Origin of the sequence: Defluviimonas salinarum (assembly GCF_026013545.1) — a bacterium.
Classification (GTDB): Bacteria; Pseudomonadota; Alphaproteobacteria; order Rhodobacterales; family Rhodobacteraceae; genus Albidovulum; species Albidovulum salinarum.
Genome location: NZ_JAPDOG010000028.1, coordinates 1 through 25,980 on the forward strand (window position 1 = coordinate 1; position 25,980 = coordinate 25,980).

At 68.9% G+C, this 25,980-nt stretch carries 29 protein-coding genes; 9 read left to right on the forward strand and 20 right to left on the reverse strand.

Features of this window, described 5'->3' with window-relative positions:
• Window positions 1–288 precede the first annotated feature (288 nt).
• The 10 genes from OM960_RS20625 to ybgC form a co-directional block, all read right to left on the reverse strand.
• Entirely contained in the window at window positions 289–1,071 is a 783-nt protein-coding gene (locus OM960_RS20625; RefSeq protein ID WP_264773310.1) for a methyltransferase domain-containing protein, read from the reverse strand.
• Between the two features lie 34 nt (window positions 1,072–1,105).
• Window positions 1,106–3,034: an ATP-dependent zinc metalloprotease FtsH gene (gene ftsH / locus OM960_RS20630; RefSeq protein WP_264773311.1), complete on the reverse strand. Its 1,929-nt coding sequence runs from the start codon at window positions 3,032–3,034 to the stop codon at window positions 1,106–1,108.
• Between the two features lie 81 nt (window positions 3,035–3,115).
• Window positions 3,116–4,357, reverse strand: a complete 1,242-nt coding sequence (tilS, locus tag OM960_RS20635) for a tRNA lysidine(34) synthetase TilS (RefSeq protein WP_263333777.1) — start codon at window positions 4,355–4,357, stop codon at window positions 3,116–3,118.
• Entirely contained in the window at window positions 4,354–5,205 is an 852-nt protein-coding gene (ybgF, locus tag OM960_RS20640) for a tol-pal system protein YbgF (RefSeq protein WP_264773312.1), read from the reverse strand. The genes tilS and ybgF overlap by 4 nt, the downstream gene beginning before the upstream one ends.
• A 10-nt stretch (window positions 5,206–5,215) precedes the next feature.
• Window positions 5,216–5,755 carry a peptidoglycan-associated lipoprotein Pal gene (gene pal, locus OM960_RS20645; protein ID WP_263333781.1) on the reverse strand — a complete coding sequence of 180 codons (540 nt, stop codon included), beginning with the start codon at window positions 5,753–5,755 and terminating at the stop codon, window positions 5,216–5,218.
• 76 nt (window positions 5,756–5,831) lie between these two features.
• Window positions 5,832–7,154 carry a Tol-Pal system beta propeller repeat protein TolB gene (gene tolB / locus OM960_RS20650; protein WP_263333782.1) on the reverse strand — a complete coding sequence of 441 codons (1,323 nt, stop codon included), beginning with the start codon at window positions 7,152–7,154 and terminating at the stop codon, window positions 5,832–5,834.
• A 47-nt stretch (window positions 7,155–7,201) separates the two neighbouring features.
• Complete coding sequence (locus OM960_RS20655) at window positions 7,202–8,380, reverse strand: hypothetical protein (protein ID WP_264773313.1); 1,179 nt, start codon at window positions 8,378–8,380, stop codon at window positions 7,202–7,204.
• Window positions 8,381–8,414: 34 nt separating this feature from the next.
• Window positions 8,415–8,912, reverse strand: a complete 498-nt coding sequence (gene tolR / locus OM960_RS20660; protein WP_264773314.1) for a protein TolR — start codon at window positions 8,910–8,912, stop codon at window positions 8,415–8,417.
• A 4-nt stretch (window positions 8,913–8,916) separates the two neighbouring features.
• Window positions 8,917–9,612, reverse strand: a complete 696-nt coding sequence (tolQ, locus tag OM960_RS20665; RefSeq protein ID WP_263333789.1) for a protein TolQ — start codon at window positions 9,610–9,612, stop codon at window positions 8,917–8,919.
• Window positions 9,613–9,737: 125 nt separating this feature from the next.
• Entirely contained in the window at window positions 9,738–10,139 is a 402-nt protein-coding gene (gene ybgC / locus OM960_RS20670) for a tol-pal system-associated acyl-CoA thioesterase (RefSeq protein WP_263333791.1), read from the reverse strand.
• A 189-nt stretch (window positions 10,140–10,328) separates the two neighbouring features.
• On the opposite strand from ybgC, the gene OM960_RS20675 reads away from it, so the two are divergent.
• Both OM960_RS20675 and OM960_RS20680 read left to right on the forward strand, forming a co-directional pair.
• Window positions 10,329–10,643 carry a bactofilin family protein gene (locus tag OM960_RS20675; RefSeq protein ID WP_264773315.1) on the forward strand — a complete coding sequence of 105 codons (315 nt, stop codon included), beginning with the start codon at window positions 10,329–10,331 and terminating at the stop codon, window positions 10,641–10,643.
• A gap of 63 nt (window positions 10,644–10,706) precedes the next feature.
• The gene (locus OM960_RS20680) at window positions 10,707–11,570 is read left to right on the forward strand and encodes a class I SAM-dependent methyltransferase (RefSeq protein ID WP_264773316.1); all 864 of its coding nucleotides are present in this window, start codon (window positions 10,707–10,709) and stop codon (window positions 11,568–11,570) included.
• A 3-nt stretch (window positions 11,571–11,573) separates the two neighbouring features.
• Here OM960_RS20680 and OM960_RS20685 read toward each other — a convergent pair whose 3' ends face one another.
• The 4 genes from OM960_RS20685 to ruvC all read right to left on the reverse strand — a co-directional run bounded on the left by OM960_RS20685 (window position 11,574) and on the right by ruvC (window position 14,509).
• Window positions 11,574–12,188, reverse strand: a complete 615-nt coding sequence (locus tag OM960_RS20685) for a hypothetical protein (protein ID WP_263333796.1) — start codon at window positions 12,186–12,188, stop codon at window positions 11,574–11,576.
• Between the two features lie 117 nt (window positions 12,189–12,305).
• The gene (gene ruvB, locus OM960_RS20690) at window positions 12,306–13,331 is read right to left on the reverse strand and encodes a Holliday junction branch migration DNA helicase RuvB (RefSeq protein ID WP_263333798.1); all 1,026 of its coding nucleotides are present in this window, start codon (window positions 13,329–13,331) and stop codon (window positions 12,306–12,308) included.
• A gap of 3 nt (window positions 13,332–13,334) precedes the next feature.
• A complete protein-coding gene (gene ruvA / locus OM960_RS20695) occupies window positions 13,335–14,009 on the reverse strand; it encodes a Holliday junction branch migration protein RuvA (protein ID WP_264773317.1) in 675 nt (224 codons plus the stop codon).
• A complete protein-coding gene (ruvC, locus tag OM960_RS20700; protein WP_264773318.1) occupies window positions 14,006–14,509 on the reverse strand; it encodes a crossover junction endodeoxyribonuclease RuvC in 504 nt (167 codons plus the stop codon). Before ruvC ends, ruvA begins: the two co-directional genes overlap by 4 nt.
• Before the next feature lie 313 nt (window positions 14,510–14,822).
• On the opposite strand from ruvC, the gene OM960_RS20705 reads away from it, so the two are divergent.
• A complete protein-coding gene (locus tag OM960_RS20705) occupies window positions 14,823–15,011 on the forward strand; it encodes a DUF1127 domain-containing protein (RefSeq protein WP_263333804.1) in 189 nt (62 codons plus the stop codon).
• Between the two features lie 101 nt (window positions 15,012–15,112).
• Here OM960_RS20705 and OM960_RS20710 read toward each other — a convergent pair whose 3' ends face one another.
• Entirely contained in the window at window positions 15,113–15,463 is a 351-nt protein-coding gene (locus OM960_RS20710) for a hypothetical protein (protein WP_263333805.1), read from the reverse strand.
• A gap of 80 nt (window positions 15,464–15,543) precedes the next feature.
• On the reverse strand, window positions 15,544–16,422 hold the full coding sequence (locus tag OM960_RS20715; protein ID WP_263333807.1) for a 50S ribosomal protein L11 methyltransferase: 879 nt from the start codon (window positions 16,420–16,422) through the stop codon (window positions 15,544–15,546).
• A gap of 205 nt (window positions 16,423–16,627) precedes the next feature.
• Between OM960_RS20715 and OM960_RS20720 the strand changes: the two genes are divergently transcribed.
• Together OM960_RS20720 and OM960_RS20725 are read left to right on the forward strand one after the other, a co-directional pair.
• Window positions 16,628–17,071: a carboxymuconolactone decarboxylase family protein gene (locus OM960_RS20720; RefSeq protein ID WP_263333808.1), complete on the forward strand. Its 444-nt coding sequence runs from the start codon at window positions 16,628–16,630 to the stop codon at window positions 17,069–17,071.
• 66 nt (window positions 17,072–17,137) lie between these two features.
• Window positions 17,138–17,815, forward strand: a complete 678-nt coding sequence (locus OM960_RS20725; protein WP_263333810.1) for a TetR/AcrR family transcriptional regulator — start codon at window positions 17,138–17,140, stop codon at window positions 17,813–17,815.
• A 9-nt stretch (window positions 17,816–17,824) separates the two neighbouring features.
• Here the strand turns inward: OM960_RS20725 and OM960_RS20730 are convergent, their stop codons facing one another.
• From OM960_RS20730 to OM960_RS20740, 3 genes are all read right to left on the reverse strand, one after another.
• Entirely contained in the window at window positions 17,825–18,370 is a 546-nt protein-coding gene (locus tag OM960_RS20730) for a sugar O-acetyltransferase (RefSeq protein WP_263333812.1), read from the reverse strand.
• A gap of 68 nt (window positions 18,371–18,438) precedes the next feature.
• Window positions 18,439–19,794, reverse strand: coding sequence for an MATE family efflux transporter (locus OM960_RS20735; RefSeq protein ID WP_264773319.1), 1,356 nt, complete (start codon window positions 19,792–19,794; stop codon window positions 18,439–18,441).
• A complete protein-coding gene (locus OM960_RS20740; RefSeq protein ID WP_264773320.1) occupies window positions 19,791–21,020 on the reverse strand; it encodes an MFS transporter in 1,230 nt (409 codons plus the stop codon). The genes OM960_RS20735 and OM960_RS20740 overlap by 4 nt, the downstream gene beginning before the upstream one ends.
• Before the next feature lie 204 nt (window positions 21,021–21,224).
• On the opposite strand from OM960_RS20740, the gene OM960_RS20745 reads away from it, so the two are divergent.
• The 3 genes from OM960_RS20745 (at window position 21,225) to OM960_RS20755 (ending at window position 22,916) form a co-directional block, all read left to right on the forward strand.
• Entirely contained in the window at window positions 21,225–21,611 is a 387-nt protein-coding gene (locus OM960_RS20745) for a COG4315 family predicted lipoprotein (RefSeq protein ID WP_263333817.1), read from the forward strand.
• Between the two features lie 11 nt (window positions 21,612–21,622).
• Entirely contained in the window at window positions 21,623–22,132 is a 510-nt protein-coding gene (locus tag OM960_RS20750) for a sigma-70 family RNA polymerase sigma factor (protein WP_264773321.1), read from the forward strand.
• 127 nt (window positions 22,133–22,259) lie between these two features.
• On the forward strand, window positions 22,260–22,916 hold the full coding sequence (locus OM960_RS20755) for an anti-sigma factor family protein (RefSeq protein ID WP_264773322.1): 657 nt from the start codon (window positions 22,260–22,262) through the stop codon (window positions 22,914–22,916).
• Between the two features lie 76 nt (window positions 22,917–22,992).
• Here the strand turns inward: OM960_RS20755 and OM960_RS20760 are convergent, their stop codons facing one another.
• Window positions 22,993–25,188, reverse strand: a complete 2,196-nt coding sequence (locus OM960_RS20760; RefSeq protein ID WP_264773323.1) for a primosomal protein N' — start codon at window positions 25,186–25,188, stop codon at window positions 22,993–22,995.
• Between the two features lie 86 nt (window positions 25,189–25,274).
• Here OM960_RS20760 and fsa point away from each other — a divergent pair, with 86 nt between their 5' ends.
• Entirely contained in the window at window positions 25,275–25,928 is a 654-nt protein-coding gene (fsa, locus tag OM960_RS20765) for a fructose-6-phosphate aldolase (protein WP_263333825.1), read from the forward strand.
• The last annotated feature ends 52 nt before the right edge of the window (window positions 25,929–25,980 follow it).

Here is a 25,980-nt window from a genome sequence, read left to right on the forward strand (position 1 = left end):
TACGGCAGAAGATGCTCCGCCGGGATCCCCAGCTTCTCTCCAATCTCCATGATCGGACGCTTCTGCGCCTCGCGCGCAATCTCAATATCCGTCTTGAACGCCATCTTCTCTGTCTCTCCTTCGGGCCCGGGTCGGGACGTCGCCCCGGCTATAGCGGCGAGGGCCGATACGAAACGGACCGATTGCGACCAATCCTCCGCCGGAATCGCCAGCGCCGGCCCGCGTCTGTTTCTCATCGGAAACTTCGGCATGCAATGGGACACTTTGCGCGGTGGCGCCGCAGCCGGCTCAGCGCGTCAGCGTGAAGAAAAGCCGACGGAACGGGAACAGGACCGAGCCGTCGGACTCGACCGGATAGGCGGCGGCAAGCCCCTGGTCGTAGCGGCGGATGAAATTCTCGGCCTCGGTGGCACTCAGCGCCTCGAGATAGGGCCGCATCGCGGTCGCCTGTGTGAAGCGGCGGACGGGATGGCCCTCCGGCGCGGGATCGAGGCGCTGGACATAATCGGTTTCCCAGACATCGACCCGGCCGAGTTCCGAGAGCATGCGGTGATACTCGACCGGCGGCCCCACCGGCGCCTTCCAGGAGGCGAGGTCGAAGCGGTCGGGAAACATCTCGGCGGCGAAGTCGCGCAGGAATCGGTGCGACGGCGCGCCGTACTGGCGTGGCATCTGGACAGCGAGCATGCCCCTCGGCGCGAGGCAGGCCGCGAGGCGCGGCATGAGCGCATCGTGACCCGGCAGCCAGTGCAGCGCGGCGTTCGAGAAGATCAGCGCCGGCGGCGTCTCCGGCGACCACACGGCCGCGTCGACCTCGATCAGCCGGTCGTAGCAGCCCGCGCCCCGCGCCGCCTTGAGCATCGCCGGCGAGGCGTCGACACCGTGGATACGCCGGCGGTCACCGAAGCGCGCGGCCAGCGCCGCGCCGGCGGCGCCGCTGCCGCAGCCGAGATCGACGATGTCGCCCGCGGGCAGATCGCGGACCTGCGCCAGAAGGTCGAGCGCGGGCCTCAGGCGCAGGTCACCGAACTGCGCGTAGGCTTCCGGGTTCCAGTCGCTGCGCCCTGGCATGGTGGCCTCCTCCGCGCGCGCCGCTCCCGTCGCCTCAGGCCGAGGGTTCCGGCTCAAGTCCGCCTTTCGGCTCCTTCGGCTTCTTCGTCTTCGGAATCGCCGTCAGGGACGGCACCGCGCTGCCCTTGTCGGAACTGTCATCGTCGTCGTCGCCGGTCTTCGGCGCATCGCCGCGGATCACCCGCATCATGTCCTCACCGGTCAGCGTCTCGTATTCCAGAAGCCCCTGGGCGAGGTTTTCCATCTCCTGCCAGTTGTCCTTGAGGATCGTCTTGGCCCGGTCATAGGCCTCGTCCACCAGCCGCCGAACCTCCTGATCGATGATCTCGCGGCTCTCCTCGGAGGCGTTGAAATGCGACTGGCTGCCGAGGAAGCTCTCCTGGGTCGAGGTGTAATTGATGTTGCCGAGCTTGTCGGACATGCCCCACTGGCTGACCATCGCGGTGGCGAGGTTGGTGACGTGCTGGATGTCCGAATAGGCGCCGTTGGTGACGTTCTCGGGACCGAAGACCAGTTCCTCCGCCGCCTTGCCGCCCATCGCCGAGGCGAGCTTCGACAGCGCCGCCTCGCGCGTCAGCGAGAGCTTGTCGCGCTCCGGCAGGTAGAAGGTCACGCCGAGCGCGCGGCCGCGCGGGATGATCGTCACCTTGTGAACCGGATCATGCTGCGGCACATGGATGCCGACGATCGCGTGGCCAGCCTCGTGATAGGCGGTCAGCTTCTTCTCGTCTTCGGTCATGACCATGGACCGCCGCTCGGGGCCCATCATGACCTTGTCCTTGGCCTTCTCGAAATCGTCGAGCGTCACGAAGCGCTTGCCAATCCGGGCGGCCAGGAGTGCCGCCTCGTTCACGAGGTTGGCGAGGTCCGCGCCCGAGAAGCCGGGCGTGCCGCGCGCGATGATGCGCAGGTCGACATCGGGGCCCAGCGGCACCTTTCGGGCATGGACGCCAAGGATCTTCTCGCGGCCCTTGATGTCGGGGTTCGGCACCTGAACCTGACGGTCGAAGCGGCCCGGACGCAGAAGTGCGGGATCGAGAACGTCGGGCCGGTTGGTGGCCGCGACGATGATGATGCCTTCATTGGCCTCGAACCCGTCCATCTCGACCAGCAGCTGGTTCAGCGTCTGCTCGCGTTCGTCGTTACCGCCGCCATAACCGACGCCACGGCTGCGGCCCACGGCGTCGATCTCGTCGATGAAGACGATGCAGGGCGCGTTCTTCTTGGCCTGTTCGAACATGTCGCGCACGCGGCTCGCGCCGACGCCCACGAACATCTCGACAAAGTCGGACCCCGAGATGGTGAAGAAGGGCACGCCCGCCTCACCCGCGATGGCGCGGGCCAGCAGCGTCTTACCGGTGCCCGGAGGGCCGACCAGCAGCGCGCCTTTCGGAATCTTGCCGCCGAGGCGCGAGAACTTTTGCGGGTTGCGCAGGAACTCGACGATCTCCTCGAGCTCCTCCTTGGCCTCGTCGATGCCGGCGACGTCGTCGAAGGTCACGCGGCCGTGCTTTTCGGTCAGGAGCTTGGCGCGCGACTTGCCGAAACCCATCGCACCGCCGCGACCACCGCCCTGCATCCGGTTCATGAAGAAGATCCAGATGCCGATGAGGACGAGGAACGGTAGCCACAGCGACAGCACCGAGAAGAAACCCGACTGCTGCTGGCGCTCGGCCTTCACGCTCACGCCCTTGGCGATCAGCGTGTCGATCAGGGTCTCGTTCAGGACCTCGCCCTCGGGCTTGATCGTCACCCAGTTCTGACCGTCGCGGGTCTGCACCTGCACCTGCTCGCCATCGATGACGACGGCACCGACCTCGCCGGAATCGACCTTCTGGATGAAGTCCGAATAGCTCAGCGTGCGCGAGTTCATCGTGGTCTGGCCGTTACCGAACAGGTTGAACAGCGCCAGGATCAACAAAAACAGCACGACCCAGAAGGCGATGTTTCTCGCGTTACCCAAGGGGAGATCCTCCAAACGAATTCCGACCGCGACGGCGGGCGGCGCGGACTTGCTTCTAAAATAGAGATATGCGGGCCGGGTTCAATGCGCGATGAGGAAAGAGCCGAAGCTTATGACGATTTCCGCCGTCCAGCCCTCAGCGCGCCCGGCCAGCGGCGCCGCGACGAGCGTGTCGCCGCGCCAGATCGCCGGCGTGACCACGAGCGCCGCGCGCGAATGCCCGGTTTCGCGCCAATCCGGGCATTGCGCGAGCCCTTCGGCGCCAAGTGCCCGCACGGTCAGACCGGATTCGTGCGGCCCCCGCATCCGCCAGCGGCCATCCCAGAGCCCGTCGGTTCCCGACTCGAGCCCGGCGATCGCTCTCGGTTCGCGGGTGACGGCGATCTCGTCCTCGGTGACCCGGATGCTGCACCCACCAAGCGTTACAGCGTTCAGGTCGCGAATCGCGCAGAGAACGCGGTCGACCGCTTCTGACCGTGGCGGATAGTCGGCCCGCGCCACCCAGAGCAGCGCGCCGACCAGAAAACGCCGCGCGACCTCGGGGGAAAGGCCGCGAAGAAAAACCTCGCGGGGGATGCGAACGGCGCCCGCCGCGGTCCGGGCATGGGCCGCGGCCGCCTCGGCCGTCACCTGCACCAGCGCCGCCCGCGCCTGCCCCAGCCGCTCGGCAACCGTGCAGAGCGTATCAGCGGTGATCCCGAGCGGCGCCAGCGCCTCGAGAACGCGGCGCGCCTTCACGCGGGTGAAGCGATCGTCACGATTCGACGGGTCCTCGACCCAGGAGGCGCCGCGCGCGGTAAGGACAGCGCGCAGGTCCCGGCGCGAGACGGCAAGGAGCGGCCGTGTCCAGCGGATGCCGCCCTCGATCCAGCTGCCGCGCATGCCGGAAAGCCCGTCGAGCCCGGCCTTGCGCGCCAGTTCCATGAGGAAGGTCTCGGCCTGATCGTCGGCGGTATGGCCGAGCGCGACATGCGAGAGCCCCCGCCCCCGCGCCCAGTCGCCGATGAGCCGGTAGCGCGCGCGCCGCGCCTGATCCTGCAAGTTGCCGTCGATGTCGCCGTGATCCCATACCAGCGTGTCATGGGCGACGCCAAGCCGCGTGCAGGTCTCGGCCACGAACCGCGCCTCCTCGGCGGCCTCGGGCCTCAGCCGGTGATCGACCGTCACCGCCGCGACTTTGGGACCGCCCTCGCGCGCCCAGTCCACCGCGAGATGGAGGAGCGCCATCGAATCGCCGCCCCCGGAAACGGCGACGCCGAGCCCGTCTGGCGGGCCCGGCGTGAATGCCTTTTCAAGGAAGTTCTGGAGGTCGCCCGCCGTCACTGGCAGCCGAGCGCCTGCATCGCGGTCGTCGCCTCGACCGCCTCGGGCGCGGTCGGGAAGCGCACGCCGACCTCGCCAAGCGTCACGCAGGCCTCCTGGGTCTGGCCAAGGAGGCCAAGCGAGGCGCCGAGCTTCAGGAGCGCCGCGGGCGCCCGAGGCCCGTCGGGCTGGCCGGAGAAGGCCTGCAGATAGGCCCGCGCCGCGTTCGACGTATCGCCGGACTGGCGCAGCGCCTCGCCGCGCAGGTAGTGCGCCTCGCCGGTCAGGGGGCCGCCCGTATAGGCTTCGGTAAAGGTCGCAAACTGCTGAGCGGCGCCTTGAAAGTCACCGGAATCGAGCGCCGCCTTCGCTCGATCGAAATCCGCCTGTTCGCTGACCGCAAGCTCCGCCGAACCGCCGGTGCCCGGAACGGGCAGCGGGGTGACGGGCGTGGCCGGGGCCGCCGCGACGGCGCCGGCGGGCGCGCCTCCGAGGCTCTGGGTGATGGGCAGGTTGGCCGGGTCGCAGCCTTCCTCGAGCTCGCAGATCCGGAACTCGAGGTCGCCGATCCGGTTCGAGCCGTCGGCGACCACGCGGTTGACCTGGTTCTGCAGGGCTTCGGTCTGGGAGGTGAGCCGCGACAGCTCCGCCTCCATCGCGTTCATCCGGTCGAGCGCCGAGGCGCCGCCCGCGGCCTGCATCGCGGCGGCCCCGCCCGAGACGAGTTCGCCCCGGAGCGCCTGGATTTGCCCCGCGAGCGCCGAGAGTTCGGCCCGGATGTCGGCGAGCGTCTGCGCCCGGTCCTGGGCGAAGGCGGGGGCGGCGAGAACCGCCGCCGCCGCCAGGGAAGTCACGAACGACCGGATCATGCGCGCAGCCTCAGGCGCCCGCGCCGGCGCCGATCACCGTGACGGCGCGGCGGTTCTGCGAGTAGCAGGCCTCGTCCGAGCAGACGGCGAGCGGGCGTTCCTTGCCATAGGACACGGTCTGGAGCCGGTTGGCGGCGACGCCCTGCGCGATCAGGTACTGTTGCACCGCCGAGGCGCGGCGCGCGCCGAGCGCTAGGTTGTATTCGCGCGTACCCTGCTCGTCGGCATGGCCCTCGATGATGGCGGTCGCGGTCGCGTGCTGGTTCAGCCACGTGGCCTGGCTCGACAGCGTCGCCTGCGCCTCCGGCGTCAGCGTCGACTGGTCGACCGCGAAGAGCACCCGGTCGCCGATCCGCTGCTGGAAATAGGCCAGCGAGTTCGGGTCGTTCGGGTCGCCGAGGCCGCCCGCGGTGATGCCGCCCGCGCCGTAGCCGCCGGCGCCGCCCGCACCGCCCGCGCCACCAGCGCCGGCGCCGTAGCGGTCGGGGTTGTTACAGGCCGACAGCGCCAGCGCGCCAACGAGGAGAAGGAGGGAGGAGACTTTGTACATCGGGTTTACCGCCTTTGTTCTTGGCTCGATGGCCGCTACCATAACACTGTGTCTTGAACTTGGGAATCCGCCGTTCTCACGGCAGGAGCGGAGACCAAGCCGGGTCCGAAGCCGCCCCTTCCATCGGCACCTTGCGCAGGTTCCGCCCAGAGATGTCCACCGAATAAAGCTGCGCGGCGCCGCCCGCGCCAGAGGTCTCGCGGGTGAACATGATCACCCGCCCGTTCGGTGCCCAGGTCGGGCCCTCGTCGAGGAACGAGGCCGTGAGAAGCCGCTCCTCGCTGCCGTCGGTCCGCATAACGCCGATGTGGAAACGCCCGGCGTGCTGCTTGGTGAAGGCCACGAGGTCGCCGCGCGGCGACCAGACCGGCGTGCCGTAGCGGCCCTCGCCGAAGCTGATCCGCGTCGGCTCGCCGCCGCCCGCGGACATGACGTAGAGCTGCTGGTTCCCGGACCGGTCGCTTTCGAACACGATCTGGCTGCCGTCGGGCGAGAACGAGGGCGCGGTCTCGATCGAGGGCGCATTCGTGAGCTGGCTGACCTGGCCCGAGGAGAGCTGCATCGAATAGAGGTCGGTATTGCCGCCCTGCTCCAGCGAAAAGACCACGGTGCCGCCGTCCGGAGAGAAGCGCGGCGCGAAGGTCATGTTGCCGGAGAGTTCCGCGAGCGCACGCGAGGAGACGGTGGCGATGTCCATCAGCTTGATGCGCGGGAAGCCCGTCTCGAACGAGGTGTAGAGCACCCGGTCGCCGGCGGGAGAGAAACGCGGCGCGAGCACGATGGTGGACGAGTCCGTCAGGTACTGCACGTTGGCGCCGTCGTAATCCATGATCGCCAGCCGCTTCAGACGCTGGTCCTTCGGACCGCTTTCCGAGACATAGACGACACGGCTGTCGAAATAGGCGCTTTCGCCGGTGATGCGGGCGTAGATCTGGTCCGCGACCTTGTGGGCGATGCGCCGCCAGTCGCCCTGACCGCCGCCGAACTGCAACCCGTCGCCAAGCGGCGCGTCGGAGAAGACGTCATAGAGCCGGAACTTGACGTTGATGCGCCCGTCCGACGTCGCCGCGACCGCACCGGTGACCAGCGCCTGGGCGTTGATCGCCTTCCAGTCGGCATAGGAGACCGGCGCATCGAAGCTCGTCACCTGGCTGATGAAGGCCGACGAGGGGATCTCTCGGAAGAGCCCGGTGCCGGCGAGGTCCGCCACGATGACCTCTGTCATCGCCGCCGCGACCTCGGCCGCGCCGGGGTTCTCGGCCACGAAGCTCGGCGCGGCGAAGGGCAAGGGCTCGATCATGCCCTCGTCGATGACGATCCTGAGCGGTTCGGCCGCCACCATCGGCGCGGCGATGCCGGCGAATGCGAGAGAGACGCAGAGGGTCCGGATGAAGGTCATGGCTTTCCCTTTTGCTAGGGTCGGATTCATGGTGTCGCGGCGCGGGGTCACTTCATCCTCATCTTTTCGGGATTGAAGACGATCTCGACCTCTTGCCACTGTTCGTATTTCTCGGCCGGCAACGGGAAGCCGTTCTGGCCGCAACGGATGATCGCGCGCCGGCCCGCCTCGTAGGCCTGCTGCGCGGAGGCCTCGGTGCCGCCTTCGAAGCCGATCATGCGGATCGATCCGGTCACGGGCTTGCCAGACTGCTCCATGGTGACGCCGACGGTCACGACGGTGCGCAACGCGTCCGTCGAAAGCGCGCCGACGTTCCAGCATTGCTTCACGGCGATCACCAGCGCGTCCTTCTCGCCCCCGGTCATGGGCGGACCTGAGGGCGCGGTGCCGGTGCCCGGTGCCGGTTCCTCGGACGCCTCGCCCGCCAGCGCCTCGGCCAGCGCGTCGGCGACAGCGTCCTGCGAGGGGGCCTCCGGTTCGGGAGCCTCGGCCGCAGCGGTTTCGGTCGGGGTCGGCTCAGGCTCGGGCGCGGGTTCCGCCGCCGGTTCGGGCTCCGGCGCGGGCGCCGGTTTCTCGGGCTTGGTGCGGGGCCGGACGGAGGACGCCGGCGCGGCCGAGGCGAGCTCGGTCTGGTCCTTGTTGGCCTCGGTCTCCAGCACCTCGCCGGCTTCCGGCGGGGCGGCAGCCTCGACGGGCTCCTCGGGGACAGCCTCCTCGGCCGGCTCGGGCGAGGTTTCCGTCACCGCCTCGGGGGCGGTGTCGACATTCTCGGCCGGCGCCTCGGTCGGGTCGGGCGCGACGCGCGGGGCGGCCTTGGGATCGGGCTGGATATCGGAGAGCTGGGTCTCCGCCGGGATCTCGGTCGGCGGCGCGGGCGGCGTCGGCGGCGTGTCCTCGACCACCGTCTCGGGCGGCGTGATCTCGGTCACGTCCGGCGCCGGATCGGGCTCGGGCTGCGGTTCGGGCGCGGGCTCGGGCTGCGGCTCGGGCTTCGGCTCGGGCTTCGGCGGCGGCGGGGTCGCCTCGGCGGGCTCGGGCAACGACGGCTGTGGCGGTGCTTCGGTCGCGGCTGTCGGCGCGGCGGCCTGCAGGGCGGCGAACTCGGCCGAGGACATCAGCGTCACTTCCGAAGTCTGCACCGGCGGCGGCAGGTCGTGGGAAAAGAAGATGCCGCCCAGGATGAGCCACAGGATCGCGCCAAGATGCGCGCCCCCTGAGACGATCATGCCTGTGCGTTCGGACCTCTCCATGGGCAGCGCCCTAGTTCCCCGCCTGCCCGCCCGACGCCTGGCCGTCGAAGCTCGGCCCCCCGGCATCGGTGACGAGCACGAATTTGGCGAAGCCGCCCGAGTTCAGCGCGCCCATGACCTGCACGACCCGCTCGTAGGGGATCTTGCCGTCGGCGCGCAGATAGAGCTTGTCGTCGGTCCGCTCGGCCGAGATCGCCTGGAGCTTGCCGATGAGCTGGTCCTCGGCGATCGGCTCGTTCTGGATCGAGATCGTGCCGTCGTCCTGGACCGAGATCGTGAGCGGCTCCTCCTGCTCGGTCGCCACCGCCTGCGCGGCGGTCTTCGGCAGTTCCAAGGGGACGCCCACGGTCAGCAGCGGCGCCGCGACCATGAAGATGATCAAGAGCACCAGCATCACGTCCACGAAGGGCGTGACGTTGATCTCGCTCATCACGCCGGCCTTGCCGCGCCCGCCGCGGCGGCGGTGCCTGCCGCCGCCACCGCCCGATTTCATCACCCCCGCGCCCATCGGATCAGCCGTCCAGCTGGCGCGAGAGGATCGTGGCGAATTCGTCGGCGAAGGCCTCGTAGCCCGAGATGATCCGGTCGCTGTCGGTCGAGAGCTTGTTGTAGAAGATCACCGCCGGGATAGCCGCGACGAGGCCGAGCGCGGTGGCGACGAGCGCCTCCGCGATCCCCGGCGCGACGACCGCGAGCGAGGTGTTCTGACTGATCGCGATCTGCTCGAAGGCGACCTTGATGCCCCAGACGGTGCCGAAGAGGCCGACGAATGGCGCGGTGGAGCCGACGGTAGCGAGGAACGGCAGGCCGCGCGTCAGGTTCTCGGTCGCCTTGACGATGGCGACATCCATCGATCGGTCGATCCGCGCCTGGGCGCCGGCGATCAGTTCACCGTCCTGCCGGTGCGAGCGGCGCCACTCGACCATACCGGAGGCGAAGATCTTCTCGGACGCCCCGTCGGGCTGCGAGCCGATCTTCTCGAAAAGCTCGTCCAGAGGCTCGCCCGACCAGAAGGCGCGGTCGAAAACCGCCGCCTCCTGCCGCGCCTGGCGGAAGGAGATGAACTTCTGAACGATGATCGACCACGACCAGAAGCTGGCCACGGTCAGCATGATCATCACCAGCTGGACGATGAAGGAGGCGCGCCAGAACAGCGCAAGCAAGGAGAAGTCCATCTCCTGCGCGAGGGCAAGGGTTTCGGTTTCCATGGGTCTCTGCTCGCCGGTTGGGCCACGTTTTCGCGGCTCTCTTACATGTGATTCTATCCGGGTTTTAGAGGGAATGCCAACACAACCGCGTCAGACCGTGCCGCAATCGCGCTCCCCGGCCGGCTTCAGTGCAGCGCGACCCCGAGCAGGCGGCGGATTTCCGCCGGAAACCGCGCGGGCTGGCCGGTCTCGGTCAGGCACACGAGCGTCACCACGGCATGAAACAGCCGTTCCGCCCCACGCGACACCACCTGTTCGAGCATCAGCCGCGCCCCCGTCGTGCCCTGCATCCGCGTGGTCACGACCAGCTCGTCGTCGAAGGTCGCCGGGCGCAGGTAGTCCGCCTCGATCCGGCGCACCGCGAAGACGATCCCGGTCTCGTCCCTGAGCCGGCCCTGGTCGATGCCGAGCCCGCGCACCCATTCGGTGCGGGCACGTTCGATGAACTTCAGGTAGTTGGCGTAGTAGACGATGCCGGCGAGGTCGGTGTCCTCGTAATAGACGCGGATCGGGAAATCGTGGCTCATCGTCAAGGTCCCGTGGCGGCAGAATGCCTTCGACCTAGCGCGGGCGCGTGTCATCCGCAAGACACCCCGATCCGCGCCTTCCCGCCCATTTTGCGATCGCGACTTGGCAGGACCGCGCCGTTTCTGTAGCCAAGGTCAAGGGCCGGAGCGAGCGTTCGGCCCCTCGGCTGCGCAATGTGGGGGAACCAAATGACGCGATCGGTTATCGAGGAGGACCTCATCATCGAGGGCAACGTCGCCTCGAAGGAGGGCGATGTCGAGGTCAAGGGCCGCGTCTCGGGCGATATCGCCTCGCGCTCGGTCGAGATCCATACCGGCGGCGAGGTCAAGGGCTCGATCTCGGCCGAGACGGTGCGCATCCAGGGCAAGCAGTCGGGCAGCATCAACTGCTCCGAGCTGTCGCTTGACCAGCACGCGGAGGTGAAGGCCGACGTGACCGCCCAGACGCTCAGCTCCGAAAAGGGCGCCCGGCTCGTTGGCAAGGTGCAGATCACCGGCGGCTGAGCCGCCCGACGCCGATTGCCCGATCACCGGCCCCGTGGTGTAATCGCCGCGGGAGGACTTCCGATGCAGGACACCGATCCGGCGGCCGGCGCGAATGCCGGCCAGGCCGAATTCTGGAACGCGGCGCCGGGCCAGAAATGGGCGCGCCACCGCGACCGGCTCGACGCCCTCTTCGCAGAGATCACCGAGATGCTGCTCGCGCGGGCGGCGATCGCGCCGGGAGAGTCGGTGCTCGACATCGGCTGCGGCGCTGGTGCGACGACGCTGGTCGCTGCCGACCACGCAGGCCCGTCCGGCCGGGTCGAGGGCGTCGACATCTCTGAGACGCTGCTCGGCGAAGCGCGGGCCCGCGCGGCCGGGCGCGACACCGTCTGCTTCCGCCTCGCCGACGCCCAGACCCATGCCTTCCCGCCCGGGGCGTTCGACCTCGTCCTGTCGCGCTTCGGCTGCATGTTCTTCGCCGATCCGGTGGCGGCCCACGCCAATATCGGCCGCGCCCTGCGTCCCGGCGGACGGGCGGTGCTGATGAGCTGGGACGCGGCCGAGCGCAATCCCTGGAGCCACCTGTCGCGCGCCGCAGCGGTCGCCCGGCTCGGCCCGGTGCCGGTCGACGGCCCGCGCGTGCCCGGCCAGTTCGCTTTCGCCGAACTCGGCTATGTCGAGGATATCCTCACCGCCGCCGGCTTTACCGGGATCACCAGCGCGACGCTCGACACGCACCTGCGCGCCGGCGCCACGACAGCCGAGGCCGCCGAGCTTGCCACGCTGATCGGACCGGTGTCACGGATCATGGCCGAGCATGGCGGCACCGAGGACGACAGGCTTGCGATAGCAGCCGAGCTCGCGCGCGCCCTCTCGCCCTTCGCGGGACCGGGCGGGGTCAGCGTCCCGGCCCGGGTCAACCTCTTCACCGCGACCTGGCCCTGAGCCTCAGCCGATCCGGGCGGCAAGCCGCAAGGCATGGCTCGGATCGCGCGCCACCTCGGGCATGGCCGGATCGTAGGCCGCGCGAATGGCGGCAGCGATTTCAGGGCCGAGAAACACCGTTCCTCCGGCCTGCGCCAGCGGCGAGCGGTCGCGGAAGGCGCGATCCGACCAAAGCAGGATCACCTGCGCCGCAAGCGAGAGCGCCAGCGTCTCGGCGGGCACCTGCGACAGCGCTGCATCCATGCGCAGGAAAGCGATGCAGGCACGGATCGCGCCGCCCTCCTCGAAACGGAAATGCCGGTACTGGTTCGCGCCCTCCGCGTCGAGACGTGCGACGAGCGGCCCCAGCCCCTCGACCAGCCGGTCGAGGTCCGGCACGTCCAGAAGCTCCGCCCAGTCTCGGAAGAAGAAGACCATCAGGTTGGCGCCCTGCTCGGGATCGGTCTCGGCCATCCGGTGGCCGGCGAGCGTCACGACCGCCTCGACCGCACCCTTGACGGTGGCGAGTGTCGCATCATCGACGCCGAACACAACCGGCGCGATCGGCCGGCCCCAGCGGGCGAACAGGTACTCCCCCGTGTTCCGGGTGAAGAGCGTCTCGATTTCCTCTGGCCGCACGGTCCCGCCTTCGTCTTGCTGCCTATGTCGTGGCGGAAGGCTTAAGAGGTTTGACCGCGGCCCTCAACCCTCGCCGGCTCTCCGCCCGTCCGTGAAAGGCAGCCTCCGGGTGGCGGTTCACTTGCCGAAAAGCTCGCCCTGGCCAGGCGCTTTTGGCACCGCGAGGCCGAGATGCGCCCAGGCTTTCGCCGCCAACATCCGGCCGCGCGGGGTGCGCTGGATCAGCCCCTGCTGCAGGAGATAGGGCTCGATCACCTCCTCGATCGCATCACGGCTTTCGCTGAGCGCGGCCGAGATCGTCTCGACCCCGACCGGGCCGCCGCCGTAGTTCTCGGCGATCAGCCCGAGATAGCGCCGGTCCGCCCCGTCGAGCCCGAGGTGGTCGACCCCGAGCCGGGTCAGCGCGCCGTCCGCAATCTCCCGCGTGAGCCGTCCGTCGCCCTCGACGAGCGCGAAATCGACCACGCGACGCAGGAGCCGCCCGGCGATCCGCGGCGTGCCGCGCGCGCGTTTCGCGATCTCGCGCGTGCCCTCGGATTCGGCGGAAATGCCCATGAGGCGCGCGCCCCGCGACACGATATGGTCGAGCTCGTCGACCGTGTAGAACTGGAGCCGCGTCGGGATGCCGAAACGATCCCGCAGCGGCGTCGTCAGCAACCCGAGCCGGGTCGTGGCGCCGACGAGCGTGAAGGGTTGAAGCTCGATCCGGACCGTCCGGGCCGCCGGCCCCTCGCCGATCACGAGGTCAAGCTCGAAATCCTCCATCGCCGGGTAGAGCACCTCCTCGACGACCGGGTTGAGCCGGTGGATCTCGTCGATGAAGAGGACGTCGCGCGCCTCGAGGTTGGTGAGGATCGCGGCGAGGTCGCCGGCGCGCGCGAGGACCGGGCCGGAGGTCATGCGGAAATTGACGCCGAGCTCCTTGGCCATGATCTGCGCGAGCGTCGTCTTGCCGAGGCCGGGAGGGCCGTGGAAGAGCGTGTGGTCCATCGCCTCGCCGCGCATCCGGGCGCTTTCGATAAAGACGCGCAGGTTGGCCCGCGCCTCGGCCTGGCCGACGAACTCGGTCAGCGCCTGGGGCCGCATCGCGCGGTCAGCATCCCCGGGCTGGGGCGCGGCACGGAGCGTGGGATCGGGATCCATGCCTTACCCTTTCGGTGCGAGGAGCCGTAGGCTCGCCCGGATAAGCGCCGGAGCGGCGGCCGAGCCGTCTGCACCCGCCGCCTCGGCGACGGCGGCCGCGGCCTCGCCCTGGCCGTAGCCGAGATTGATCAGCGCCGAGAGGGCGTCGGCGGTCGCGCTTGCCGTTTGGGCCGGCGCCGGTTGTGCCACCTTACGCGCAGCAGGCGCCTCGATCACCGCGTCATCGGGTGCTGCGGTCCCGACATCGACGGTCAGCGCGCCGCCGAGCGCCATGACCGCCGGCGCCTTGTCCTTCAGCTCCATCACCACGCGTTGCGCGAGCTTCGGACCGACGCCGGGCGCGGCCTTGATCGCCGACCAGTCGCCGAGCGCGATGGCGCGGCCGACGCCCTCGGCTCCGAGCGTGCCGAGGATCGCCATCGAGGCCTTGGCGCCGACCCCCTGCACCGTGGTCAAGAGCCGGTGCCACTCCTTCTCCAGAAGCGTCGGGAAGCCGAAAAGCTGCAGGAGGTCCTCGCGCACCAGAAGCTCGGTATAGAGCGCGCAAGCCTCGCCCGCGGGCGGCAGCGCGGCGGCGGTGCGTTGCGAGACATGGACGACATAGCCGACGCCGCGCACGTCGATCAGGACGTGGTCGGACGCCCGGTGCAGGATCACCCCGGCAATCCGCCCGATCATGCCACGCCCCGCATCGCCGCGGCCATGCGGCCCGCGCTCTGGAGGTGGTGGGCATGGCAGATCGCGATCGCCAGCGCGTCTGCCGCATCGGCGCCCGCAAGCTCCACCCTCGGCAGCTGGTAGCGCACCATATGGGCGATCTGGCCCTTGTCGGCATGGCCGACACCGACCACCGCCTTCTTCACCGCGTTCGGGGAATACTCACCGACCGCGAGCCCCGCCTGCGCCGGCACCAGCATGGCGATGCCGCGCGCCTGGCCGAGCTTCAGCGTGCCCGCGCCGTCCTTGTTGACGAAGGTCTGCTCCACCGCCGCGGCGTCCGGGGCATGCTCCGCGACGATCCGGGTCAACGCCGCGTGCAGCGAGAGAAGCCGTGCCGCGAGGTCCGTGCCTTCGGAATGGATGACGCCGTTGGCGACGTGGCTGAGTCGCGATCCCACCGCCTCGATCACCCCCCAGCCGAGGTTCCGTAGGCCCGGATCGATCCCGAGAACGCGCATCTGCCCCTCATCTGTTGCTTTTTTCCCACGACTAGCACGAAACGCGAACATCGCAAAGGGAGAATGTCGCGACCCTGCCCGCACCGGACGCACCCGCGCCGTGGCTCAAAATCGACATGATGTCGACCGGAATCGACGCATTTTGCACTTGCAGAAACGGTTTCTTTACAGGATGTTATGAGAGTTTCGACCCATGCAATGCGTGCATGTCGGCCCTGCAGCGGCGTCTATTGCTGCACCCGCACACGAGGTCTATTTCCAGTCTCGAACGCGGGATCCTCACGGTGAGGTCCGCGATATCGAGGAAACGACCATGGCTGTCTACGAAGCCCATCGCCCCGTCACCGGCACGTCCGGCATCTTCAACCTCTTCGTCGCGACCGTCGCGGCGTGGAACGACGCGCGCGTCACCCGCAATGCGCTGTCCAAGCTCTCGGACCGCGAGCTGGACGATATCGGCCTCTGCCGCGGTGACATCGACGCGATCGCGATGCGCGGCTGAACCGCCGCCTGACGTTCTGCGTGCGACGGATGTCGCCAAAGGCCGTGCCGGGAAGCTCCCGACACGGCCTTTCTTTTTTTGACGACTTTTGTCGTTCCTGCTCAGTTAAGATACTTGCCGATTTGTGCGGCCGTGGTGATCGTGAGCGGATCGGCCTGTAGGACATAGGCGCCGATCTGGTCCGCAATCCCGCCCGCCTTGAGGGCCGCGATGCGTTCGCCGTAGGCCTCCGCCCCGATCGAGGCATAGACGGTCGACTTCAGCGCGACGATTGTAAGCAGCACGAGCACGAACGGCGCGAATAGTCCGCGCCGAAGCCGGCGCGGGCGCTGCTGCTCGCTGAAAAAAGATCGTCCAAGCGTTCCCTGGGCTTCGAACCCGCCGCCCGCCTGGCGGATACGTTCGATGCGCCCGAGACGGCCGTTGAAATTCGCCATGTTCCGATCGACCATGCCGATCCTCCAACACTTGCGCGCCCCCGATCCGACAAGGATTGGGAAAAAATGCGGCGTAAATGCGGCGGGGCGCGCGTCTATTTAATTTGTCGCCGTTTTAGAACCAATGTCGCCCATTCGGCGATTTCGTCGCGCGAAACGAGAACAAAGCCGGCGGTTTTGTAGGCGGCGATGACCTCGTCGGCCTGTGTCGTCAGCAGTCCCGACAGAATCGCATAGCCGTCCGGAGCGATCGCCGACGCCATCTCCGGCGCCAGCTGGATCAGCGGCCCCTTGAGGATATTGGCGAAGACCAGATCGTAGGGCGCCCTTGCCGCGAGCTCGGGGTGATCGAATCCCGCCGCCTCGACGCAGGTGACGCGATCGCCGAGGCCGTTCGCCTCGACATTGGCCTTTGCGACCTCGACCGCGACGGCATCGATGTCGGAGGCGATGACCGGCTCCGGCCAGATCGACGCCGCGGCCATGGCGAGGACCGCGGTGCCGCAGCCGATATCGGCAACGCGGCGGCCGCGGAATCCGGCCCGGTCGAGCCGGTCGAGCGCCAGGAGGCAGCCCTTGGTGGTGCCGTGATGGCCGGTGCCGAAGGCCATCGCGGCCTCGATCAGAAGCGCCACGCGGTCCGCCGGCACGCGCTCGGCGTCGTGGCTGCCGTAGACGAAGAAGCGCCCGGCTTCCACGGGCTGCAGTTCACGCTTCACGTGGGCGACCCAGTCGGTCTGCGGCACTTCCGACACGACGAAGGGCTTGGCGCCGTAGATCGCCGCCAGCAGCGCCAGCTCGATCGCGTCCGGCTCTTCCTCGAAATAGACGCCGACCTCGAAATCGCCCGAACCGTCCTCGATCTCGAACACGCCGATTCCGGTCGGTTCCGGCAGAAAGTTCTCCATCGCTTCAGCGAGCGCCTCGGCGGGTTCTTTGGCCGGCAGGGTCGTGAGGGCGGAATAGGTGGGCATGGCGTCCTCCCGGGGCGCATCGCGGTCGGGCGGGCCTTAGTCCGGGCCGGAACCGGCGTCAAGGCACGGCCGAAGCGCCGGGAGGTTTCCCGCCGCATCGGCTGCAAGCACCTCTTCACGCGTTCGTGACTTGATTTCGTACATAGTAAGATTAGAAATATTATATGACTTACAATGTAAGGCTAACGTTTCGAAGGAGATGACAATGCCCGCCCTCAAGTGCCTTTTCCTTTCGCTTTCGATCAGTGCCGTTGCCGCGGCACTCCCGGCGTCGCTGCGTGCCGAGGATGCCGCCCAGACGGCGCGCGACGAGATCGCCGCCGCCTTCGGCGCGGTGCCGACCTTCATCAACCAGGTGCCGGACGCGGCTCTGCCCGGCCTTTGGACCGAGCTCAAGATGCTCGAAATGTCGGATGAGACAGCGCTCGACACCAAGACCAAGGCGCTGATCTCGCTCGCCGTGGCCTCGCAGATCCCCTGCGATTACTGCATCTGGATGGACACCAACACCGCGCGACAGGCCGGCGCCACCGACCAGGAGATCGGCGAGGCCGTCGCGATGGCCGGTATGACCCGCAACTGGAGCACGATCTTTCACGGGCTGCAGGTTGACTTCGACACGTTCAAGAAAGAGCTTGGCGGCAGCTGACCGCCCCGCCGCCCGACCCGGCGTTCCCAGGGGTGCGCCGGGTCCATTGCCATTCGGGATGACGACATGACCGAGCCGACCGCGAAAAAGCCGCGCGGCAAGCGCCAGCCGCTCAGCGCCGAGCGGATCGCCGAGGAGGCGATGAAACTCATCGACGAGGCCGGGCTCGACGGGTTCAGCTTCCGCAATCTCGCAGCCCGGCTCGGCTGCCAGGCAATGAGCCTTTACCATTACTATCCGTCCAAGGCGCATCTCTTCGAGGCACTGATCGACCTCTGCATCGCCGAGACGCCGCTACCGGATCCGGGCCTCAACTGGCGGGACCGTATCTACGAGATCGGGCAGGCCTATCGCCGGACGGCGCTGCGCCATCCCGGCTTCTTCCTCTACTTCGTCACCTTCCGCATGAACAACGCCTCGGGCCTGCGGCACATAGACGGGATCGTGCGGGTGTTCGAGGCCAGCGGCCTCGACACCGAGGCCTGCGCCCGGCATTTCCGTACCATCGGCTACTACCTCATGGGCGCGGGAATCGACGAGGCGCTCGGCTACGCGCATGGCCCGAGCGCCGTCGAGCCGGTTCCGCCCGACGAGGCGCGCGCGGCCTACCCTGCGATCATGGCAGTGGGCCGCTACTTCGGGGCGGAACATCACAAGGCGATGTACGACCACGGCCTCAATGTCCTCCTTGACCGGATGGAGGAAGAGGCCGAGGCGCAGCACAGGACACGCGCCCGAGAGTGACCCTCAGGCTCAGATCGGGCGCGCCGGGACGCCCGCGACCCGCACACCGGCCGGAACGTCGCGCGCCACGACCGCCCCCGCCGCGACGATCGCGCCGTCGCCGATAGTGACGCCGGGCAGGAGGATCGCGCCGCCGCCGATCCAGACATCGGCCCCGATGCTGACCGGCAGCGCCCGCTCGATCCCCTCCCGCCGCTTTGAAGGGTCGCGGTGGTGATCGGCGCAGTAGATCTGCACGCCCGGCCCGAGCATCGAATGCGCCCCGATGGAAACCGGCGCCGAATCCAGCACCACGCAGCCGGCATTGAGATAGGCCCGTTCGCCGAGGCGGATATTGAACCCGTAGGAGCAATGGAACGGCGCCTCGATCCAGCAATCCCGGCCCATCGCGATCAACCTCGCCAACAGCGGCCCGCAGGCACCGCGTCCATCCGGCTCCATCGTCGCGTGTTCATGGCAGGCCCGCCGCGCGGCACGGCGCAGTTCCGCATATTCCGCGCCGAGGCACGAATACCATTCCCCGCTTGCCATGATCTCGCGCGGCGACCGGGCCATGCTCAGGCCGCAGTCGCAATCGTCGCGTTCAGATTCCGTCCGAAATGGGCGCGCAGCATGGGACACTCCTATTCCGCAGCGGCGGCGACGGCCTCCGTCCGGTTCAGCGACCGAATATAGCGCCAGGCGAGGAAAGCCGCCACGCCGCCGGCGATCACATTGGCGAGCGCGTTCGCCCAGATCACGCCGACCGCGCCGGTGGCGGCCGTGAAGGCCACGCCCAGGGGCAGCATCAGCACGCCGTCGCGAAACCAGTTGGCGCCGGTGGACCACAGCGGCCGCGCGAGGTTGTTGAAGGTCGCGTTGGCGACGAAGAGCGCCCCGGTGAAGATGAAGGCGCCGGCGGCGTAATGTGTGAAGGCGCGCACGATCGCCTCGCCCTCCGACGAGAGGCCGAACGACGCGACGATCGGTCCCGTCAGCCCCGCCATCAGCGCCCAGGTGACCATCGTGTAGACGGCACAGAACTTCAGCGCCGCCCAGTAGGCGCCCGCCACCCGGTCCGGCCGCCCGGCGCCGTAATTCTGGCCGATGATGCCGCCAATTGCGCCCGAAAGTGCGAAGATGCCACCGAAGGCGAGGATCGTGAGCCGCATGACGACGCCCCAGCCGGCCACCGCGCTCTCGCCGAACTCGGCCACCTCGCGGGTCAGGATCCAGCTGCCGAAGGGGGCCGAGACCTGGGTGGCGACGGCCGGCAGCGCGATCGCGAGATAGGGGCGCAGGAAGGTCCGGATATCCTCGCGCGCCGGGCGCGCCAGCAGGTCGTGGACCCGGATCACGAAGAATAGCCCGAGGCCGCACATCGCGGCCCTCGCCGCGAAGATCGACGCGCCCGCCCCGGCCACACCCCAGCCTGACCAGACGATGAGCACCGGATCGAGCACCGCCGCGACCGCCCCGGCGACCATCGTCACCGCCATCGAGCGCCAGGCATCGCCCGCCGCGCGCAGGATCGACGACGACACGATCCCCGCCGCCATCAGCGGCATCGACGGCAGCGTGATGCCGAGGAAGGTCCGCGCGTGGTCCATGACCGCGCCCTCGGCCCCGGTCGCCGCGAGAAGCGGTTCCCGGAAGACCCAGATCAGGGCCGCCAGCGTCGCCTGCACCGCCACGGTCAGGAGGACCGCGACCGTCGCGATCCGCCGCGCACGAGAAGCCTCGCCCTGCCCGATCGTGCGCGACACCAGCGCCACGGCCCCGATCATCATGCCGATGCCGACCGAGATCACCACGAACTGGATCGTCCCGGCCATGCCCACGGCCGCGATCATCGCCTCGTCGCCGAGCCGCGAGATCCACCAGAGTGCCAGAAAGTCGATGAGGAAAGTGAAGGACAGCCCCAGCGCCCCGGAAAGCGCCATTACCACGACATGCCGCATCAGGCTGCCGGTGACGAACCTGCCGCGCTCCACCCTCATTCCGCCACCAGCGGCAGGCCGCGCGAAAAGATCGTCTCGTTGCCCGGCTCCGGGTGACGCGGGATCAGGAGCGCGAGCAGGAGCGAGATGCCGGCCATCGCCGCCGCGAGGCCGAAGACCGCGCCGGGCGAGATCACCCAGAGGTAGCCCAAGGCCGCCGGCAGGAAGACCGCCGCGATATGGTTGATGGTGAAGGCAACGGCCGCCGTCGGCGCGATGTCGCCGGGATCGGCGATCTTCTGGAAATAGGTCTTCAGCGCGAAGGCGAGCGAGAAGAAGAGGTGGTCGATGACATAGAGCGCCGCCGCCAGCACGACGCCCCAGCCGAACCAATAGAGCCCGCCGTAGGCGAGAAAGACGAGCATCAGCCCGCCATGCTCGACGACCAGCGCCGCGCGCTCCCCGAACTTCGCCACCGCATGGCCCATGAAGGGCGCCGCAATCATGTTGACGAGGTAGTTGATGAGGAAGAGTGCCGTGACCTCATGCACCTCGAAGCCGAAGCGCTCGACCATCATGAAGGCGGCGAAGACGACGAAGATCTGCCGCCGGGCGCCGGCCATGAACTGCATGACGTAGTAGAGCCAGTAGCGCTTCCTCAGCACGAAATGCTTGAGCTGCGGGTCCGGCGCCTCGAACTGCGGATAGGCGAAGGCGGCGAAGACCGCGATGGCGAGCGTCAGCCCGCCGGAGGCGAGGTAGACGAGGTTGTAGCTCAGATCGAAGGCCTTCCAGGTCACCACGATCAGCCCGTAGGCCACCATCGAGGCGCCCGAGCCGATAGCCACGATCCAGCCGATCGTCTGCGGCGCCCGCTTCTTGTCGATCCACTGGAGCTGCAGCGACTGGTTGACCGTCTCGAAATAGTGGAACCCGATCGAGGACAGGAGCGTGATCGTCAGGATCCCGCCCAAGGTCGGGAACCAGGCGGTCACCGCCGTCGCCGCGCCGAGGAGCCCGAGCGCCAGAAGCGCCAGCACCTGCTCGCGCAGCACCCACAAAAGGACGATCACGCCGATGGCGAGAAATCCCGGGATCTCGCGCACCGTGTGTAGCCAGCCGATCTCGACCCCGGAGAAACCTGCCGCCTCCTTGACGAAATTGTTGAGAAGCGCCGACCAGGTCGAAAACGCGATCGGCATCGCCGCCGCCATCAGGAACAGCAGGAACGCCGGCTGGCGCCAGCGTGGCAGGGACTTGGCCTCGACGAGCGGGACGAGCTTCATGACCCGCCAATACGCGCGCCCAGGCGAAAAGAAAAGTACCGCGGCGCGCGGCCCCTGTGCACCTACGCGGACACCCGTCCTTCACGTCTCCGTGATCGTACCGGCGGCACGGGATGGATTTCGCCCCCGCCGCGTCATTGCCTCAGGTGTCCCCGCGACGGGCGCCCCAACCAGGCCCGATCCCCGGGCCTAGAGGAGAGACCGATGACCATCCGTTCGCCCCGCTTCCCCCTCACCCTCGCCGCCCTGCTGATCGCCGGCACCGCCGCCGTCGCCGAGACCGGCATCAAGACCGGCGAGAGCACACTCGGCGCGGTCCTGACCAATGCCGATGGCATGACGCTCTACACCTTCGACAAGGACGAGGGCGGCGCCTCGGCCTGCTACGACGACTGCGCCACCAACTGGCCGCCGCTGATGGCCGCCGAAGGTGCCGCCGCCGAGGGCGACTACGGCCTGACTGAACGGACCGACGGCACGATGCAGTGGACCTACAAGGGCATGCCGCTCTACACCTGGGTCAAGGATGCCGCCCCGGGCGACGTGACCGGCGACGGCGTCAAGGAAGTCTGGCACGCCGCCAAACCCTGATCGGACACGCGATGAGCCTTCTGGACGAGATCGAGGCCGCCATCCCGGGCTTGCGCCGCTACGCGCATGCGCTGATGCGGGACCGCGACGCGGCCGAGGATCTCGTCCAGGACTGTCTCGAACGGGCGCTCGCCCGGCGCCACCACTGGCGCGGCGACGGCCCGGTCCGGGCCTGGATGTTCCGCATCCTCCTGAACATCCACCGCGACGGGGTCCGGCGGTCACAGGGCCGCCACCTCGTCGCGGTGGAGACGCTGCCGGCGGAGCCCTCGGGCCCTGCCCGGCAGGAGGCGCACATGGACTTGCGCGAAGTGCAGGCGGCGATCGCCCGCCTGCCCGCCGACCAGCGCCGGGCGCTTCTTCTCGTCGCGCTCGAGGGCATGAGCCTCGTCGAGGCCGCCAGTATCCTCGACATCCCCGAAGGCACGCTCGTCTCGCGGCTCGGCCGGGCACGGGCCACGTTGCGCGAGATGACCGGCCGCGCCGGGCCGCGACCCGCGAAGAAGGAGGGCAGGACATGACCGGTCCGGAACCGATCCGCGAGGAAGACCTCATCGCCTTCCACTCCGGTGCCCTGACCGACGCGGCCCGCAGCGCGCTCGCCGCCCGCATCGCCGCCGATCCCGCGGCACAGGCAACGCTCGCCGAATGGGACCGCCAGGACGCGGCCCTCGCGGCCCTCTACGGCCCCGTGGCCGAGGAGCCCTTGCCCGCGCCGCTCCGCGCCCGGCTCGCCGCCGCCGCCGAGACGCCGCCGCCGCCGCCGAGACGCCGGCGCGCCGCCACCCCGCCCATGCGCTCGCCGCCGCCCTCGCGCTCCTCGCCATCGGCGCCGCCTCCGGCTGGTTCGCCGCCCGCTCCACCCAGCCCGACGCCCCCGCCTTCCGCCTCGCCGACAGCGCGCTTCGCGCCCATGTCACCTTTGTCGCCGAGATCGCGCATCCGGTCGAGGTTGCCTCCGACCAGGCCGACCACCTCGTGCAATGGCTCTCCAAACGCCTCGGCCACCCGGTCAAGGCCCCCGATTTCGCCGCCGAGGGCTTCCGCCTGATGGGCGGCCGGCTCCTGCCCGGCGACACGAGCCCCGCGGCCCTCTTCATGTACGAGGACGACACCGGGCGCCGCCTCACCCTCCATGTCCTGCCCGAGGGCGGCGCGGAGAACAGCGCCTTCCAGTTCCTCTCCTCCGGCGCCGCGCAGGGCTTCTACTGGCACGATGCCGGTCTCAGCTACGCCGTGATCGGCGACATCGACCGCGACCGGCTCCGCGCCATCGCGCTCGCTGCCTACGACCAGCTGATCTGAACTGGCCGCGACACACGCATCCGGCTTCTTCTTTTCACAAATATCCCGGGGGTCCGGGGGCAGCGCCCCCGGCGCCTCAGTAGAAGCTCTGCGGGTCGATATCGATCGCGAGCCTGAGATTGTTCGGCACCCGCAACTGCCCGACCCACTCCGCCAAAGCCGCCTGCAACGCCACCCCCTTCGCCGCCTTCACCAGAAGCCGCACCCTGTGCCGCCCCCTGACCCGCGCCACCGGCGCCGGCGCCGGGCCGAAGACCTGCGCCCCGATCCGCCTCAGCGGCGCGTCACGGCGCGCAAGCTCGGCGCCGAAGTCGAAGACCGTCTGAACGTCGGGCGACGACAGCACGATCCCGGCGAGCCTGCCATAGGGCGGCATCCCCGCCGCCTGCCGCTCGCCCGCCTCGGCCTGCCAGAACGCCTCCTCGTCACCCGAGAGGATCGCCCGGATCACCGCGTGGTCCGGCTGGCAGGTCTGCAGCATCGCCACGCCCGGCCGCGCCCCCCGGCCCGCCCGGCCCGAGACCTGGCGCATGAGCTGGAAGGTCCGCTCCGCCGCCCTCAGATCCGACCCTTGCAGCCCGAGATCGGCATCGATCACGCCGACAAGCGTCAGCAAGGGAAAGTTGTGACCCTTGGCCACCAGTTGCGTTCCGATGATGATGTCGGCCCCGCCGCCCGCGATCTCGGCGATCTTCTCCTTCAGCGCGCGGGCCGAGCCGAAGAGGTCCGACGAGAGCACCGCCACCCGCGCCTCCGGGATTCGTTCCGCCACCTCCTCGGCGAGCCGCTCCACCCCCGGCCCCACCGGCGCGAGCCGCCCCTCGACGCCGCAGGAGGGGCAGGCCGCGGGCATCGGCTTCGTCTCGCCGCACTGGTGGCAGACGAGGCGCTTCAGGAACCGGTGCTCGACCATCCGCGCGTCGCAATGCTCGCAACCGATCTGGTGGCCGCAGGCGCGGCAGATCGTGACCGGCGCATAGCCGCGTCGGTTGAGGAACAGCAATGCCTGCTCCCCGGCCGCGATCCGCGCCGTCACCGCCCGGACCAGCGTCGGCCCGATCCAGCGGTTGGGCTCCAGCGCCTCGGCGCGCATGTCGACCGCCATGAGTTCCGGCATCTCCGCCACGCCGAAGCGCGAGGTGAGGTCGATGCGCGCATACTTGCCCGCCTCGGCATTGGCCCAGGTCTCGAGACAGGGCGTCGCCGAGGCCAGCACCACCTGCGCGTCGCAAAAGGATGCCCTCAGCACCGCCATGTCGCGGGCATTGTAGAGCACCCCGTCCTCCTGCTTGTAGGAGGTGTCGTGCTCCTCATCGACGACGATGAGCCCGAGATCACGGAAGGGCAGAAAGAGCGCCGAGCGCGCGCCGACGACCAGACCGACACCGCCCTCGCCCGCCATCCGCCAGAGCCGCCGCCGCTCGGTCTGGGTCACGCCGGAATGCCACTCGCCGGGCATCGCGCCGAACCGCGCCTCGACGCGCGTCAGGAACTCCGCCGTCAGCGCGATTTCCGGCAGCAGCACCAGCGCCTGCCGGCCCGCCCGCAGGCATTCGGCCACCGCCTCCAGATAGACCTCGGTCTTGCCCGAGCCGGTCACGCCCTTCAGGAGCGTCGTCCCGTAGCGCCCGGCACGGATGCCCGCGCAGAGCCGCCCCGCCGCCGCCGCCTGATCGTCCGCCAGCGCCTTGCCCTGAAGATCGGGATCGAGAGACGGATAGGGCAGGTCGCGCGGCGCCTCTTCCTCAGCCACCGCACCCTGCTTCACCAGCCCCTTCACAACGCCCGAGGACACCCCGGCAAGCCCGGCCAACTCGCCGAGCGTGAAGGCCGCCCCACCATATTCGTCGAGCACATCGAGCACCCGCCCCCGCGCCTCGGTCATCCGGTCGGGCTCGGCCCAGCCCTTGCGGTAGACCCGGCGCGGCCCCGGCGGATCGGCAAGACCGGGCGCACGGGTCGCGAGCCGCAGCATCGCCGGCATCGGCGTCAGCGTGTAGTCGGCCACGCGGACCAGGAAGGCTCGCATCGCCTCGCTCATCGGCGCCGCATCGAGAACCCGCGTCACCGGGCGCACCTTGGCTAGGTCATAGCCGCCCTCGCCCGCCCCCCAGACCACGCCGAGAACCCGGCGCGGGCCCAAAGGCACCTCGACGAAGGCGCCGAGAAAGCAGCCCCCCTCCGGCGCGCGGTAGTCGAGCGCGCGGCCCAAAGGCTCGGTCGTCAGCACCGAAACCAGCGCGCCGCCGTCAAAGAAGGAGAGATCAGCCAAGCCGCCCCCCGATGACGGGTTCCGGCCCGGCCGCGCTTGCGCTAGAAGGACGCCCGAACGCAAGCCTCAATCCGGGAACGCCGCCCATGAAATTTTTCGTCGATACCGCCGACACCGCCGCCATCCGTGAACTCGCCGATCTCGGCATGGTCGACGGGGTCACCACCAACCCCTCGCTCATCCTCAAGGCGGGCCGTGACATCGTCGAGGTCACGAAAGAGATCTGCGACATGGTCTCGGGCCCCGTTTCCGCCGAAGTCGTGGCCACCGAGGCCAAGGAGATGATTGCCGAAGGCATGAAGCTTGCCAAGATCGCCCCGAACATCGCGATCAAGGTGCCGCTCACCTGGGACGGCCTAACCGCCTGCAAGGCTTTCGCATCCGAAGGCCACATGGTCAACGTGACACTCTGCTTCTCGTCCGCGCAGGCGATCCTCGCGGCGAAGGCCGGCGCGAGCTTCATCTCGCCCTTCATCGGCCGGCTCGACGACATCCATCTCGACGGGGTGGAGCTGATTCACGACATCCGTACGATCTACGACAACTACGACTTCAAGACCGAGATCCTAGCCGCCTCGATCCGCTCGGTGAACCATGTCATCGAATGCGCCAAGATCGGCGCCGACGTGATGACCGCCCCGCCCGCGGTGATCAAGGCGATGGCCAACCATGTCCTGACCGACAAGGGCCTCGATCAGTTCCTCAAGGACTGGGCCAAGACCGGGCAGAAGATTCTCTGAACCTTCGCAGCGCGCGGCGGACCCGACCGGCACGGTTGATCCGCCGCGTCGC

Excerpts from the sequence above, each read along its gene's own strand:
- OM960_RS20625 (WP_264773310.1), bottom strand. The coding sequence starts at position 1,071 with ATGCCAGGGCGCAGCGACTGGAACCCGGAAGCCTACGCGCAGTTCGGT.
- ybgF (WP_264773312.1), bottom strand. The coding sequence starts at position 5,205 with ATGATCCGGTCGTTCGTGACTTCCCTGGCGGCGGCGGCGGTTCTCGCC.
- pal (WP_263333781.1), bottom strand. The coding sequence starts at position 5,755 with ATGTACAAAGTCTCCTCCCTCCTTCTCCTCGTTGGCGCGCTGGCGCTG.
- tolB (WP_263333782.1), bottom strand. The coding sequence starts at position 7,154 with ATGACCTTCATCCGGACCCTCTGCGTCTCTCTCGCATTCGCCGGCATC.
- OM960_RS20655 (WP_264773313.1), bottom strand. The coding sequence starts at position 8,380 with ATGATCGTCTCAGGGGGCGCGCATCTTGGCGCGATCCTGTGGCTCATC.
- tolR (WP_264773314.1), bottom strand. The coding sequence starts at position 8,912 with ATGGGCGCGGGGGTGATGAAATCGGGCGGTGGCGGCGGCAGGCACCGC.
- tolQ (WP_263333789.1), bottom strand. The coding sequence starts at position 9,612 with ATGGAAACCGAAACCCTTGCCCTCGCGCAGGAGATGGACTTCTCCTTG.
- ybgC (WP_263333791.1), bottom strand. The coding sequence starts at position 10,139 with ATGAGCCACGATTTCCCGATCCGCGTCTATTACGAGGACACCGACCTC.
- OM960_RS20675 (WP_264773315.1), top strand. The coding sequence starts at position 10,329 with ATGACGCGATCGGTTATCGAGGAGGACCTCATCATCGAGGGCAACGTC.
- OM960_RS20680 (WP_264773316.1), top strand. The coding sequence starts at position 10,707 with ATGCAGGACACCGATCCGGCGGCCGGCGCGAATGCCGGCCAGGCCGAA.
- ruvB (WP_263333798.1), bottom strand. The coding sequence starts at position 13,331 with ATGGATCCCGATCCCACGCTCCGTGCCGCGCCCCAGCCCGGGGATGCT.
- ruvA (WP_264773317.1), bottom strand. The coding sequence starts at position 14,009 with ATGATCGGGCGGATTGCCGGGGTGATCCTGCACCGGGCGTCCGACCAC.
- ruvC (WP_264773318.1), bottom strand. The coding sequence starts at position 14,509 with ATGCGCGTTCTCGGGATCGATCCGGGCCTACGGAACCTCGGCTGGGGG.
- OM960_RS20705 (WP_263333804.1), top strand. The coding sequence starts at position 14,823 with ATGGCTGTCTACGAAGCCCATCGCCCCGTCACCGGCACGTCCGGCATC.
- OM960_RS20710 (WP_263333805.1), bottom strand. The coding sequence starts at position 15,463 with ATGGTCGATCGGAACATGGCGAATTTCAACGGCCGTCTCGGGCGCATC.
- OM960_RS20715 (WP_263333807.1), bottom strand. The coding sequence starts at position 16,422 with ATGCCCACCTATTCCGCCCTCACGACCCTGCCGGCCAAAGAACCCGCC.
- OM960_RS20720 (WP_263333808.1), top strand. The coding sequence starts at position 16,628 with ATGCCCGCCCTCAAGTGCCTTTTCCTTTCGCTTTCGATCAGTGCCGTT.
- OM960_RS20725 (WP_263333810.1), top strand. The coding sequence starts at position 17,138 with ATGACCGAGCCGACCGCGAAAAAGCCGCGCGGCAAGCGCCAGCCGCTC.
- OM960_RS20730 (WP_263333812.1), bottom strand. The coding sequence starts at position 18,370 with ATGGCCCGGTCGCCGCGCGAGATCATGGCAAGCGGGGAATGGTATTCG.
- OM960_RS20735 (WP_264773319.1), bottom strand. The coding sequence starts at position 19,794 with ATGAGGGTGGAGCGCGGCAGGTTCGTCACCGGCAGCCTGATGCGGCAT.
- OM960_RS20740 (WP_264773320.1), bottom strand. The coding sequence starts at position 21,020 with ATGAAGCTCGTCCCGCTCGTCGAGGCCAAGTCCCTGCCACGCTGGCGC.
- OM960_RS20745 (WP_263333817.1), top strand. The coding sequence starts at position 21,225 with ATGACCATCCGTTCGCCCCGCTTCCCCCTCACCCTCGCCGCCCTGCTG.
- OM960_RS20750 (WP_264773321.1), top strand. The coding sequence starts at position 21,623 with ATGAGCCTTCTGGACGAGATCGAGGCCGCCATCCCGGGCTTGCGCCGC.
- OM960_RS20755 (WP_264773322.1), top strand. The coding sequence starts at position 22,260 with ATGGGACCGCCAGGACGCGGCCCTCGCGGCCCTCTACGGCCCCGTGGC.
- fsa (WP_263333825.1), top strand. The coding sequence starts at position 25,275 with ATGAAATTTTTCGTCGATACCGCCGACACCGCCGCCATCCGTGAACTC.